Below are 13,073 nucleotides of genomic sequence, written 5' to 3' on the forward strand. Positions count from 1 at the left end.
CCTGACCAGGAGACCCCGCAATGAAGCGCGAGTACGACTACATCATCATCGGCGCCGGCTCGGCCGGCAACACACTGGCCGCGCGCCTGACCGAGGACGCCGGCGTCAGCGTGCTGCTGCTGGAGGCCGGCGGGCCGGACTACCGGCTCGACTTCCGCACCCAGATGCCTGCGGCGCTGGCCTACCCGCTGCAGGGCCGGCGCTACAACTGGGCCTATGAGACCGAGCCGGAGCCGCACATGGACAACCGGCGCATGGAATGTGGGCGCGGCAAGGGCCTGGGCGGCTCCTCGCTGATCAACGGCATGTGCTACATCCGCGGCAACGCGCTGGACTTCGACCAGTGGGCCACGTTCGATGGCCTGGAGGACTGGAGCTACCTCGACGTGCTGCCGTACTTCCGCAAGGCCGAGACGCGCGACATCGGGCCCAACGATTATCACGGCGGCGACGGCCCGGTCAGCGTGGCCACCCCGAAGAATGACAACAACGTGCTGTTCCACGCCATGGTCGAGGCCGGCGTGCAGGCCGGTTACCCGCGCACCGACGACCTCAACGGCTACCAGCAGGAAGGCTTCGGTCCGATGGACCGCACCGTGACCCCGCGCGGCCGCCGCTCCAGCACCGCCCGCGGTTACCTGGACATGGCCAAGGGCCGGCCGGGGCTGGAGATCGTCACCCACGCCACCACCGACCGCATCCTGTTCGCCGGCAAGCGCGCGGTGGGCGTGCGCTACCTGACAGGCAACAGCGCGACGCCCATCGACGCCGAGGCACGCCGTGAGGTGCTGCTGTGCGCCGGCGCCATTGCATCGCCGCAGATCCTGCAGCGCTCCGGCGTGGGCGCTCCGGCGCTGTTGGCCACCCTGGGCGTGCCGCTGGTGCACGACCTGCCCGGCGTGGGCGAGAACCTGCAGGACCACCTGGAGGTGTACATGCAGTACGCCTGCACCAAGCCGGTGTCGCTGTACCCGGCGCTGCAGTGGTGGAACCAGCCCGCGATCGGCGCGGAATGGCTGTTCGCCGGTACCGGCGTCGGTGCCAGCAACCAGTTCGAGGCCGGCGGCTTCATCCGCACCCGCGACGACTTCGCGTGGCCCAACATCCAGTACCACTTCCTGCCGGTGGCGATCAATTACAACGGCACCAACGCGGTGAAGGAACATGGCTTCCAGGCACACGTGGGTTCGATGCGCACGCCCAGCCGCGGCCGGGTGCACGCACGTTCGCTGGACCCGCATGCGCATCCGTCGATCCTGTTCAACTACCAGTCCACCGACCAGGACTGGCAGGAGTTCCGCGATGCCATCCGGATCACGCGGGAGATCATCGCCCAGCCTGCGCTGGACGAATACCGCGGGCGCGAAATCAGCCCGAGCGCCGACTGCCGCACCGACGCGGAACTGGACGCGTTCGTGCGCGCCCGGGCGGAGACGGCTTACCACCCCTCCTGTTCGTGTGCGATGGGGACCGATGCGATGAGCGTGGTGGACGGCCAGGGCCGCGTGCACGGCATGCAGAACCTGCGCGTGGTGGACGCCTCGATCATGCCGCGCATCATCACCGGCAACCTCAACGCCACCACGATCATGATCGCCGAGAAGATCGCCGACCGCATCCGCGGGCGCGCGCCGTTGCCGCGCAGCGAAGCGACGTACTACGTCGCGGGGGATGCGCCGGTGCGGCGCGTGTAGATAAGGCGCAGGGGGATCCGCTGGGTTGAACCGACTGGGTTGAACCGACTGGGTAGAGCCGACTGGGTAGAGCCGACTGTTAGTCGGCTGCTCCAACGGCGGTCACAGCAGATCTTCGCGCTTCGCGCGAACAGCCGACTGGGTAGAGCCGACTGTTAGTCGGCTGCTCTTACGGCGGTGACAGAAGATCTTCGCGCTTTGCGCGAACAGCCGACTAACAGTCGGCTCTACCCAGTCGGTTTCAACCAGTCGGTTTCAACCAGTCGGTTTCAACCAGTCGGTTTCAGCCAGTCGGTTTCAGCCAGTCGGTTTAAGCCCATCGGCCCTACCCCATCGGCTCCGGCACCACCGGCGCACGCCGCTTCGCCGTCACCGTGCTCCCCACCGACGCAATCACCGTGCACCCGATCGCGCCCCACTGCATCGGGGTCAGGTGCTCGGCCAGCAGCCCCATCGCCAGCAGCGCGGCCACCGCCGGTTCCATGCTGATCAGGATCCCGAACGTTTCCTTCGGCAGCCGCTTCAACGCCGCCATCTCCAGCGACATCGGGATCGCGCTGGACACCACCGCCACCCCCAGCCCGAACAACAGGATCGCCGGATCCAGCAGCGCCACCCCCGCATGCGCCACGCCCACCGGCACTACAACAAGTGCCGCCGCGCACATCCCCAGCGATACCGTATGCCCGGCCGGCAGGTGCCCGGCGCGCTTGCCGAAAATGATGTACATCGCCCAGCACACCGCCGCACCCAGCGCGTACAGCACGCCCACCAGATCCAGCGGCTCGCCGTGCCCCAGCGGCAGCAGCAGCAGCAACCCGGCCGCTGCACATCCCACCCAGACAAAGTCGATGGGACGGCGCGATGACCACATCGCCACCGCCAACGGACCGCAGAATTCGATCGCCACCGCAATGCCGAACGGGATCGTGCGCAGCGCCATGTAGAACAGCAGGTTCATCACCCCCAGCGTGATGCCGTAGCGGAAGATCGCACCGGCATCGGCCCGCGTGGTGGTCCAGCGCCACGGCCGGAACACGGCCAGCAGCACCAGCGCCGAAAAGCCCACGCGCAGCGCGCTGGTGCCCTGCGCGCCGATCACCGGAAACAGATCCTTGGCGAACGAGGTACCCACGGCAAGGGAGGTAACCGACCCAAGCACGGCCAGTACGGGGAACAGCGAAGCGAAGCGCGATCTCGACATGGCGGCAGCATACGCCTGCTTGCGCGCCGCCCAGGGCATTGTGCCGAAGGATGACGCGAAAGGCCTCCGCAATCAGCGGCGTGGCGACGTCAGCCGCGCACCGCCGCCTCGATCTTCGCCACGTCGATCCTGCGCATCGTCATCATCGCCTCGAAGGCGCGCTTGGCCACCGCCGGGTCCGAACTGTTGAACGCCTCGGTCAGCACCCGCGGGGTGATCTGCCAGGACAGCCCCCACTTGTCCTTGCACCAGCCACAGTCGCTTTCCTGGCCCCCGTTGCCGACGATGGCGTCCCACAGCCGGTCGGTCTCTTCCTGATCATCCGTGGCGATCTGGAAGGAGAAGGCCTCGCTGTGCTTGAACACCGGCCCGCCATTCAATCCGATGCAGGGAATACCGACCACCGTGAACTCCACGGTCAGCACATCGCCCTTCCTGCCCCCGGGAAAGTCGGAGGGCGCGCGGTGCACGGCCTTTACCGCGCTGTCGGGGAAGGTGGCCGCGTAGAAGGCCGCAGCCTCCTCGGCGGTGCCGTCAAACCAGAGGCAGAGGGTGTTCTTGGCGATCATCGGGGTGTTCCCATGGTGTGGGCCGGGGCCCGGGCAGCCCCACGTTGCGCCCGATGCCGTTAAGCCGCGGTAGGTCACGAGCGTTGGTCGTGACGCATTACCCCGCTTGCGACCGGTAGACATTGCGGATGGGACTGATTCGCATTAACATGGTGTGATTCCGTTCGCGCCAGGGAGGCGCTGCGGCGATCAGTTGCCAACGCCCGTGCCGGTTTCCCTGCACCCGCCAGCCGCCTACTGCCCCCACTTTGTCCGCAGCGCCCGGCATCCGAGGATCGTCGCCTGGTGCGCGCCGCCGCCCAGGAAACGCTGATGACCCGTACCTCCGCTGTGCTGTCCCGCACCTTGCCGCAAGGCCGCCTGCCGCAGGCGCTGCTGATCGCGCTGGCCACCCTCGCCGCCGCCCCCGCCTTCGCGCAGGACAGCACCGCCGACGCCACCACCCTCGACAAGATCGTGGTCAAGGGCGAGCGCGCGGAAGGCTATTCGGTCCGCCGCACCTCGGCCGGCACCCGCTTCGACCTGGCGCCGCGCGAGATTCCGCAGTCCATCAGCATCATCAGCCACCAGCGCATCGAGGACCAGAACCTCGACGACATCATCGACGTGCTGGCCAACACCACCGGCGTGAGCAGCACCCAGTCCGACACCGAGCGCACCGAGTTCTACTCGCGCGGCTTCTATATCGACAGCTACCAGTACGACAACCTGCCCACGCAGATGGTGCAGAACTGGAGCTACGGTGATTCCGGCCTGGACCTGGCCGTGTATGACCGCGTGGAAGTGGTACGCGGCGCCACCGGCCTGCTCACCGGCGCGGGCAACCCGTCGGCCTCGGTCAACCTGATCCGCAAGCATGCCGACAGCGCCGAGCTGACCGGCAGCGTGTCGGTCAACGTGGGCAGCTGGGGCCGCACCCGCTCCACCGTGGACGTGACCACCCCGCTGAATGCCAGCGGCTCGGTGCGCGCACGCGTGATCGGCAGCTACCTGGACACCGAATCGCAGATGGACCGCTACGACCAGCACAAGACGCTGGGCTATGCGGTGATCGACGCCGACCTGACCCCTGACACCCAGCTGAGCGTGGGCTACGACTACCAGCAGAAGCGTGCCAATGGCGCGACCTGGGGTGGCTTCCCGATGCTGTTCTCCGATGGCAGCCCCACCCCGTTCGACGAATCGTTCAGCGCCAACCCGGGCTGGACCTACTGGGACACGACCAGCAAGCGCCTGTTCGCCACGCTGGAGCACGGCTTCGCGAACGAGTGGAAGGTCCGCCTCGGTGCCACGCATGACAAGACCAGCGCCGACGACAAGCTGTTCTACCCGGCCTACAACGACTGGACCTCGGGCGCTTCGCTGCTCGACCCGGTCACGGGCGCGGGCGTCACCCCGTCCGCCGGCCTGTACAACACCGAGCGCAAGGTCGATGCGGTTGACGGCTACGTGGAAGGTCCGTTCCAGCTGTTCGGCCGCGAACACCAGGTCATGGCGGGCGTGAGCTACAACAAGCGCGAATACGCCAATTACGGCGATTACCAGATGGGCTGGGCACCGCTCGACAACTATCTGGCCGGCGTGGCCAACTTCCCGGAACCGAACTGGGTATCCACCCTGCCGCTGCAGAGCGAAGGCACCATCACCCAGAAGGCCGGCTACGCCGCCGCCCGCCTGTCGCTGGCTGACCCGCTCAAGCTGATCCTCGGCGCGCGCTACACCGACTGGAAGAGCGAGGGCGAAGGCGCTGATCGTGCGCACAAGGTCACCACGCCGTACGCCGGCCTGGTCTACGACCTCAACGACACCTGGTCGACGTATGCCGCCTACACCGAGATCTTCCAGCCGCAGACGCTCAAGCAGCAGAACGGCAGCTACCTCGATCCGGTGGACGGCAAGAGCTACGAGGTTGGCGTGAAGGCCGCCTGGTTCGACAACCGCCTCAACGCGTCGGTGGCGGTGTTCCGCATCGAGCAGGACAACGTGGGCCAGGCCACCACCATTCCGGTGGACGGCACCCTCAACGAGTTCGCCTACATCGCCGCACGCGGCACCGTCAGCCGCGGCTTCGAGCTGGAGCTCAACGGTGAGCTGGCCCCGGGCTGGAACGCCACCTTCGGTGCCTCGCGTTACGTGGCCAAGGACATCAACGGCGCGGACATCAACACCAACCTGCCGCAGACCACCATCAAGCTGTTCACCAGCTACACCCCGCAGTCGCTGACCGACCTGACGGTGGGCGGTGGCGTGAACTGGCAGAACGGCATCTACTACCCGGTGCCCGCCTACGGCCGCATCGAGCAGGACAGCTACGCCCTGGTCAGTGCGTTCGTGCGCTACCGCCTGGCCCCGCAGTTCAGCGTGCAGGCCAACCTCAACAACCTGCTGGACAAGAAGTATTTCTCGCAGATCAACGGGTACGGTGCGTATGGCGACGGCCGCAATGGCTCGATCACCTTCAACTGGTCGTTCTGATCGACCGGGCGGCACACTGACGCAACGCCGGGTTCTGCCCGGCACCCCCAGGAAGCCGGGCATTGCCCGGCTTCCTGCGTTTGGCTGCCGGTAATGCATTACCGCAGGCCATCGCCTGGGGCCGGACTGCCTGGATCCGGCCAGCGGCCGGCACTACCATGTAGGACGCCGCCCGGCACCACGACCACGGAAGGACGCCATGCGCACCGGACTTAAACTTGGCCTCTCACTGGCCGCGCTGCTGCTGTCGATGCCGTTGACCGGCATTACCCAGCACGGCGGATTCATGCTGTTGCTCCTCATCGGCCTGCCACTTTCGATCCTGTACTGGTTCGACCTGGGGCGCGAGCTGCGCAGCGATGCGAGCGCCAGCCGCTCGCGACGAGTGTTCGGCCTGCTCATGGGCTTGCCACAGGTGCTGTTCGGCGCGCTCTGCGCCGGCATGGGCCTGGCCATTGTGCTGTGGGTGCTCTACAACCTGCTCATCCAACACCAGCCCGCGTACACCGGCGGCACGCTCGGCGGCTTCGGCATCGGCCCGGCGCTCATCCTGGGCGGCCTGGCGTGGGCGCGGTCCGCCTTCCGTCGCGCATCGCCTGACAGCGATGCGCCCTAGATCCGCTTACACCCGCGCGCGCAGCAACAGCACACCGAACCCGATGAAGATCGTGCCGACCACGCGGTCGAATACCTTGCGCAGGCCCGGGCGCGAGAGGTAGCCGGCCAGGCTGTGGCCGCCGGCGGCGTAGACCGCGTACCAGAACACTTCCATCAGCGCGAACGTGGCCACCAGCACCACGAACTGCGGCAGCTGCGGCTGGGCCAGATCCACGAACTGCGGCAGGAAGGCCGACGCGAACAGCAGCAGTTTCGGGTTGCTGATGCCGATGATGAAGCCATCGCGGAACAGGATGCGCCGCGAGCTGGGCGCTACGACCCCCTCGGGGTTGCCCACGTCCAGCGGCGCATCACCGCCACGCCACGCCTTGATGCCCAGGTAGACCAGATACGCCACACCGGCGTAGCGCAGCACATCGAACACCAGCGGCGACGCCTTCAATACCGCGCCAAGGCCCGCCGCGGAAATCGCAAGCGCCAGCACCAGCGCGGTGAGGCAACCGGCCATCGCCGCCATGCTGCGGCGGAAGCCCACGCGCACGCTGCGGGTCATCACATGCAGCATGTTCGGCCCGGGCGTACCGCACAGGACGAACACGGTGACGGCGAAGATCCACCAGGTATGCAGGTTCATGGCAATGACAACCAGACAGGACGGGCGTAACGGCCATGGGCCGGCTCGCCATGATGCCTGCAAAAACAACCGGGGCGCCATCAAGGCGCCCCGGTCCGTCAACGCTGTGTCAGCTCACCCCGCTCAGAAACGCAGGTCCGCGCGCATGTACCAGTAGCGCCCACGCGGGATGTCGTAGGTGGACGCGTCGTAGCCGTTCAACGAGCACGACAGGCAGATCGGCGGATCCTTGTCGAACGCGTTGTTCAAGCCGGCGCTGAGCTGCAGGCCCTTCATCCAGTCGAATTTATAGCCCACCTGGAAGTCGTGGTAGGTGACGGCAGCGAGCTTGTTGGTGCCGGCCGCCTGGTCACTGCACACCGGGAAGCTGGACGCGTCACCGCACTGCTCGGTCAGCTCGGAGATGTGCCGCACTGTCCACGATGCATTCCAGTTGGCCAGGTTCCAGCCCAGGGTGGCGTTGCTGGTCCACTCGGGAATGGAGCTGTTGACCACTTCCACCCCGGGCTCCTGCGGCTGGCGCTGGCCTGCGGCACCGAGCGCCTCGTAGCGGCCCACGAAGGTGTTCTGCCAACCGAGCTTGAACTGGCCGATGTCACTCTGCGGCAGCGTCCAGAACAGGTCCACGTCCCAGCCATCGGTCTTGATCGAGCCCAGGTTGGTCAGGCGGTTGTTGAAGCCGCTGACCGCACCGGTGGAGGCACGGGTGATGCCGTCGCAGTACAGCGCGTCCAGCGTGTCCACGCACAGGTCGAGCTGGGTCTGGGCGTCGATGGCCTGGATGGCGCCTTCGATGTTGTGGCGGTAGAAGGTCACCTCCACGTCGAAGCGCTCGGACCACGCGGCGTTGTTGCCGAACCACGGGCTCCATACGAAGCCGGCGCTGAAGCTGCGCGAGGTTTCCGGATCCAGCTGGTCGTTGCCGCCGGTGGTCACCGAGATCTGCGAGTTGGCCTGCTGGAAGCCGGTCGGCACGCCCAGCGTGGCGCAGTTGGCCGCATTGCCGCGCGGCGGCGTACCGCCCAGGCCCACCGAGCACGGATCGAACAGCTGCAGGTCGGCGCGCGCCGCCGAGCCGTACAGTTCACCGATGGACGGGGCACGGAAGCCTTCGGCATAGCTGGTGCGCAGCACGAAGTCGTCGGTCACCTGCCAGCGCAGGCCGTACTTGGGCGTGAACTCGCCACCGAAGGTGGAGTAGTCCGAATAGCGTCCCGCCAGGCTCAGGTCCAACCGATCGCCGAGCGCGCTCTTGGCGAAGATCGGAATGGCCAGTTCCAGGTAGGCCTCGTTGACGTCATACGAACCGGAGGTCGGCAGCGACGGTACGCCGTTGTAATGCCCGCGCACCGTGATCGGGTCCGGCTGGTACTCGCCTTCATACTTGCGGTACTCGTAACCGGTGGCGAACGACACCGGGCCGGCCGGCAGCGTGAACAGGTCACTGCTCAGGTTGGCGGTGAACAGGGTCAGTTCGTTCTGGCTGCGGTCGTGCACCACCGGCTGGATCCAGTCCAGCATGGGCCGGGTGATGGTGCCGGGTCCACCGAAGATGTTCAGCGGCACGCAGCCGGGGGTGGCGGCGCAGATCGCCGGATCGCCCAGCGCGATGTTGGCGTTGTAGATGTTGTAGCTGCCGTAGTTGGTCTGCTCGGCCTTGTTCTTGCTGTACATGCCGTTGACGTCCCACGACCAGCTGCGGTCGGCGGCCTGGAACAGGCCGACCAGCCCGGTGGCGAAGTACGTGGTGTTCACTTCCTGCTCGAAGATGCGCGGCCCACCTTCCACCGGACGGCGGCCGATCATGCTCAGGTTGCTCGACGAATCCAGGTCAAAGCCGAACGGGTTGTATGGGTTGAGTGCGGAGATGACGATGTTGTCGGCCAGCGGATTGCCGGTGGCACCATCGGGTCCGAAGAACAGCGGCTCGGGCCCGGCCTGGTTGGTCGACTCGCGACGGTTACCCAGCGCCTTGATGTACCACTGCACGTTGTCGGTGATGTCGAAGCGGAACTGGCCGAAGATGCCCTTGCGCTCGGACGGGGTCAGCAGCAGGTTGTATTCGGCGAAATTGAAGCGGTCCGCCGTGGTGAAGCAGTGGTAGTCGTCCGTACGCGCGCAGCCGCCGACGCCATTGAAGGTGGGATCGGTCGCGCCGTTGTTGGGCGTGATGTTGTAGGCGATGCCGGTATTGGGATCGGTGAACATGAAGCGGCCGGTCGGCGTGGCCGAGCTGCCGAATGACAGCCCGGTTCCCGGCACCGGGTAGCGCGACTGTTCGCGCGTGTTGGCATACACCGGATCCTGCTTGGTCCAGCTCGCACCGAGGAACAGGCTGTAGCGGTCACCGCTGGTGCCCCACGCCAGGTCCACGCTCTTCTGCGTACCGTCGCCCTTGCTGTACTCACCGTAGTTCACGGTGACCTGGCCGCCATCGAATTCGCGGCGGGTGATGATGTTGACCACGCCGGCGATGGCGTCCGAACCGTACAGTGACGACGCGCCGTCTTCGAGCACTTCGATGCGCTCGACGATGGCCAGCGGAATGGTATTGAGGTCGGTGGCCGCGCCCACGCCGGAGGCGGAGGACTCGTTGACCCAACGGATGCCATCGACCAGCACCAGTACGCGCTTGGCGCCGAGGTGGCGCAGGTCGACCTGGGCCGAACCGGCACCCACACCGCTGCCGTCGGGCGGGAAGCCGAAGTTGCCGGAGGAATTGAATTTGGCGTTGAGGGCCGAACCGGAGCCGGTGAGCTGCTGCAGCACCTCGCCGATGGAGTTCAGGCCGGTGCGTTCGATCTCGCTGCGGGTCAGGGTCTGGATCGGCACCTGCCCTTCGACCTCGGCCCGCTTGATGCGGGTGCCGGTCACTTCGACCCGGTCGAGTTCGGTGGTGCCGCGGGGAGTCTCCTGGGCGCTGGCAAGCGCGGGGACAGATAACAGGCACAGCGCTACGGCAGCCGCCAAGGGGCGGTAATGCAGGTTGTTCATTCGCTCTCTCTCCAAAGGAATGCTAGCTGGGACTGCCTTGTCTCCCCCTTGAAACGCGGCAGCGTCTCCTTTGTAAACAACCTGTAAAGATGAAGGCGTGATGAAATCGTCGATTTCACGCGCGCTTAACGGAAACGACATTCGGCGGCGTATTCAGCCGACAAACGGAAGGAACGTCCGTCAGATCTTGCGGTCGCCGCGTAGAGCCACGCCCTGCGTGGCTGGCGAGCTGTCCGGCGAAAAACAGCCACGCAGGGCGTGGCTCTACGGCCGGGGGACTCCCCCGGCCGGGCCGCCGCTCGTTTACGGCTGCACGAACGCGATCTTCTCCAGGTGCGCGTTGTTGGCTGCGGCCAGCACCTTGGCCATGACGTCGTATTCGGCGTTCGGGTCGGTGGCGATGCGCAGCTCCGGCACGTTGCCGGTGTTGGCCTGGGCCGCGTCCTGCATGCGCTGCTGCAGCGACACCACGGAAACTACCTGCCCGTTCCAGCTGACCTGGTTGCTGGCGTCCACGCGCAGCTCGATCGGCGGTGGCGGTTCGTCTGGCGGGACCACGGTGGTTCGTTGCGGAAGATTGACCGGGATGGGCATGGATACCATCGGGGCGGTCACGATGAAGATGATCAACAGCACCAGCATCACATCCACCAACGGGGTCACGTTGATGTCGGCCAGTGGTCCGGAGTTGCCTGCTGCACTGAATGCCATGGTGTGGGTCCTTCTGGATGGAATCCTGAGGAGCCGGCCAGCGGCCGGCACGGCCTGTTGGGCGCCGGCCGCAGGGCCGGCGTCTTCGACATTACGCCGGTGCCGGCACCCTGTTCAGGGGGGCGACGGGATCCGTTCATGATCGAGTCGGCTTGCCCTCACCGGCGTTCACCCGTGCCCGCTATCCTTTCGGCATGAAACGACTTCCCCTGCTCATCCTCAGTTCCGCCACCCTGCTCGCCTGCACCGGCGTGGTGGCCGACACCGGCGCCCAGAGCCTGGACGCACAGCGCGCGCAGTTGAAGGCCGCCATCGAGAACGCCGAGCGCGGCCAGTTCGATCCCGGCCAGGCCGCGGCGCTGGGCAAGCACCCGCTCTACGGCTGGCTGGAGTACGCCAACCTGCGCCGCAACATTGATACGGTCAGCAACGCGCAGGCCCAGGACTTCCTTGCCCGCTACAACGGCCAGGCCGTGGCCAGCAGCTTCCGCAGCGTGTGGCTGCCCGCCGTGGCGCGCCGCCAGGACTGGCCCACCCTGCTGGGCAACTGGGTCCCCACCGACAACGTCGGCCTGCGCTGCGCCCAGCTCAACGCCCGCCAGGCCACCGGCAAGGCCGATGCGCAGTGGGTCAGCGATGCGCAGGCCATCTGGCGCAGCACCGGCAAGTCATTGCCCGATGCCTGCGACCCGGTGTTTGCGGTACTGGACGCCAAGGGCGGGCTGAGCGCGGAACTGCGCTGGGCGCGCATCGACGCCGCCGCCGATGCGCAGCAGCCGGCGGTGATGCGCAGCGCCGCGCGCGGGTTGCCGGCCGCCGACCTTGCCTTGGCCAACACCTATGCGGCGTTCGTCGACACGCCCAATGCCAGCGCCTTGAACTGGCCACGCAACGACCGCAGCCGGCGCATCGCCACCGACGGGTTGGCCAAGCTGGCCAAGGCCGACCCGGGCGCCACCGAGCAGCAGTTGCCGCAGTACGCCGGCGCGCTGCAGCTCACGGCGGCCCAGCAGGCCGACGTGCGCTACCAGATCGCGCTGTGGACCGTGGCCTCGTACGGCCCGGATTCCGCGCGCCGCCTCAATGCGGTGCCCGATTCGGCCTATGACGAACGCCTGCACGAATGGCGCGCGCGCGAGGCGCTGTCACGCGGCGACTGGCCCGCCGCGCTGGCCGCGATCCGCAAGATGGGCCCGACCCAGCGCAGCGACTCGCGCTGGCGCTACTTCGAGGCGCGCATGCTGGAGAAGACCGGCAAGCGCGCCGAGGCGCAGCCGCTGTACCGCGAGGCAGCGCGCGCAGCCACCTTCCATGGCTTCCTGGCGGCCGATCAGCTCGGCCAGAGCACGTACACGCTGTGCCCGTGGGAGCCCAACGACAGCAAGCAGGCGCAGGCCGCCGTTGCGCGTGACCCGGCCATCGTGCGTGCAATGGAACTGTTCAAGATCGAACGCGCCGGTTGGGCAGTGGCGGAATGGAACGACGCACTGAGCCGCTTCGATACCACCCAGCGCCGCATCGCGGTGGAAGTGGCGCGCGACAACGGCTGGTTCGACCGTGCGGTGTTCTCGCTGGGCAAGACCCCGGACGAGCAGCGCCTGTACGGCCTGCGGTTCCCGCTGCACCACGACGACGCGATCCGACGTGAGTCGGCACGCAATGCCATCGACCCGGCCTGGGTGGCGGCGGAGATCCGCGCCGAGAGCATCTTCAACCCGAAGGCGCGTTCGCCCGCCAATGCGATGGGCCTGATGCAGGTGCTGCCGGCCACCGGTGCGAGCGTGGCCAAGTCGGTGGGGCTGAGCAACTATGGCGGTGCGGCCAGCCTGTATGACGCCGACACCAACATCGCCATCGGCACCGCGTACCTGCGCCAGCTGATGAACAAGTACGACGGCCTGCCCTACGTGACCATCGCCGCCTACAACGCCGGCCCGACACCCACCGCGCGCTGGCAGTCGCAGCGGCCGGGCTTCGATCCGGACATCTGGATCGAGACCATCAGCTACAAGGAAACCCGCGAATACGTGGCGCGCGTGCTGGCCTTCAGCGTGATCTACGACTGGCGCTTGAACGGCAACGCGCTGCCGGTGACCGACCGCATGAACGGCCGGCTGCAGGCGAAGCGGAAGTCCTTCACCTGCCCGACGGATGCGGACAAGGGCGGCGATTGA

At 67.0% G+C, this 13,073-nt stretch carries 9 protein-coding genes; 4 read left to right on the forward strand and 5 right to left on the reverse strand.

The genetic code is table 11. The features are described from left to right. The first annotated feature begins 20 nt into the window (after positions 1 to 20). Positions 21 to 1,694, forward strand: coding sequence for a choline dehydrogenase (betA, locus tag AC3ITN_RS16350; protein WP_489391189.1), 1,674 nt, complete (start codon positions 21 to 23; stop codon positions 1,692 to 1,694). Between the two features lie 325 nt (positions 1,695 to 2,019). Here the strand turns inward: betA and AC3ITN_RS16355 are convergent, their stop codons facing one another. Together AC3ITN_RS16355 and AC3ITN_RS16360 are read right to left on the reverse strand one after the other, a co-directional pair. Then, on the reverse strand, positions 2,020 to 2,898 hold the full coding sequence (locus AC3ITN_RS16355) for an EamA family transporter (RefSeq protein WP_489391190.1): 879 nt from the start codon (positions 2,896 to 2,898) through the stop codon (positions 2,020 to 2,022). A gap of 89 nt (positions 2,899 to 2,987) precedes the next feature. Beyond that, entirely contained in the window at positions 2,988 to 3,467 is a 480-nt protein-coding gene (locus AC3ITN_RS16360; protein WP_489391191.1) for a VOC family protein, read from the reverse strand. A 312-nt stretch (positions 3,468 to 3,779) separates the two neighbouring features. On the opposite strand from AC3ITN_RS16360, the gene fhuE reads away from it, so the two are divergent. Further along, the gene (gene fhuE, locus AC3ITN_RS16365) at positions 3,780 to 5,942 is read left to right on the forward strand and encodes a ferric-rhodotorulic acid/ferric-coprogen receptor FhuE (RefSeq protein WP_489391192.1); all 2,163 of its coding nucleotides are present in this window, start codon (positions 3,780 to 3,782) and stop codon (positions 5,940 to 5,942) included. A gap of 199 nt (positions 5,943 to 6,141) precedes the next feature. After that, positions 6,142 to 6,558 carry a hypothetical protein gene (locus AC3ITN_RS16370; RefSeq protein ID WP_489391193.1) on the forward strand — a complete coding sequence of 139 codons (417 nt, stop codon included), beginning with the start codon at positions 6,142 to 6,144 and terminating at the stop codon, positions 6,556 to 6,558. Positions 6,559 to 6,564: 6 nt separating this feature from the next. Here AC3ITN_RS16370 and AC3ITN_RS16375 read toward each other — a convergent pair whose 3' ends face one another. The 3 genes from AC3ITN_RS16375 to AC3ITN_RS16385 all read right to left on the reverse strand — a co-directional run bounded on the left by AC3ITN_RS16375 (position 6,565) and on the right by AC3ITN_RS16385 (position 10,899). Beyond that, positions 6,565 to 7,194 (reverse strand): LysE family translocator, encoded by a 630-nt coding sequence (locus tag AC3ITN_RS16375; RefSeq protein WP_489391194.1) that lies wholly within the window; start codon positions 7,192 to 7,194, stop codon positions 6,565 to 6,567. A gap of 123 nt (positions 7,195 to 7,317) precedes the next feature. Further along, positions 7,318 to 10,188, reverse strand: coding sequence for a TonB-dependent receptor (locus tag AC3ITN_RS16380; RefSeq protein WP_313347639.1), 2,871 nt, complete (start codon positions 10,186 to 10,188; stop codon positions 7,318 to 7,320). A 303-nt stretch (positions 10,189 to 10,491) separates the two neighbouring features. Next, complete coding sequence (locus AC3ITN_RS16385; protein ID WP_489391195.1) at positions 10,492 to 10,899, reverse strand: ExbD/TolR family protein; 408 nt, start codon at positions 10,897 to 10,899, stop codon at positions 10,492 to 10,494. Between the two features lie 194 nt (positions 10,900 to 11,093). Here AC3ITN_RS16385 and AC3ITN_RS16390 point away from each other — a divergent pair, with 194 nt between their 5' ends. After that, positions 11,094 to 13,073: a transglycosylase SLT domain-containing protein gene (locus tag AC3ITN_RS16390; protein ID WP_489391196.1), complete on the forward strand. Its 1,980-nt coding sequence runs from the start codon at positions 11,094 to 11,096 to the stop codon at positions 13,071 to 13,073.

It is taken from the genome of Stenotrophomonas sp. KH_036_B, assembly GCF_057839485.1.

Excerpts from the sequence above, each read along its gene's own strand:
- betA (WP_489391189.1), top strand. The coding sequence starts at position 21 with ATGAAGCGCGAGTACGACTACATCATCATCGGCGCCGGCTCGGCCGGC.
- AC3ITN_RS16375 (WP_489391194.1), bottom strand. The coding sequence starts at position 7,194 with ATGAACCTGCATACCTGGTGGATCTTCGCCGTCACCGTGTTCGTCCTG.
- AC3ITN_RS16370 (WP_489391193.1), top strand. The coding sequence starts at position 6,142 with ATGCGCACCGGACTTAAACTTGGCCTCTCACTGGCCGCGCTGCTGCTG.
- AC3ITN_RS16355 (WP_489391190.1), bottom strand. The coding sequence starts at position 2,898 with ATGTCGAGATCGCGCTTCGCTTCGCTGTTCCCCGTACTGGCCGTGCTT.
- AC3ITN_RS16385 (WP_489391195.1), bottom strand. The coding sequence starts at position 10,899 with ATGGCATTCAGTGCAGCAGGCAACTCCGGACCACTGGCCGACATCAAC.
- AC3ITN_RS16380 (WP_313347639.1), bottom strand. The coding sequence starts at position 10,188 with ATGAACAACCTGCATTACCGCCCCTTGGCGGCTGCCGTAGCGCTGTGC.
- AC3ITN_RS16390 (WP_489391196.1), top strand. The coding sequence starts at position 11,094 with ATGAAACGACTTCCCCTGCTCATCCTCAGTTCCGCCACCCTGCTCGCC.
- AC3ITN_RS16360 (WP_489391191.1), bottom strand. The coding sequence starts at position 3,467 with ATGATCGCCAAGAACACCCTCTGCCTCTGGTTTGACGGCACCGCCGAG.
- fhuE (WP_489391192.1), top strand. The coding sequence starts at position 3,780 with ATGACCCGTACCTCCGCTGTGCTGTCCCGCACCTTGCCGCAAGGCCGC.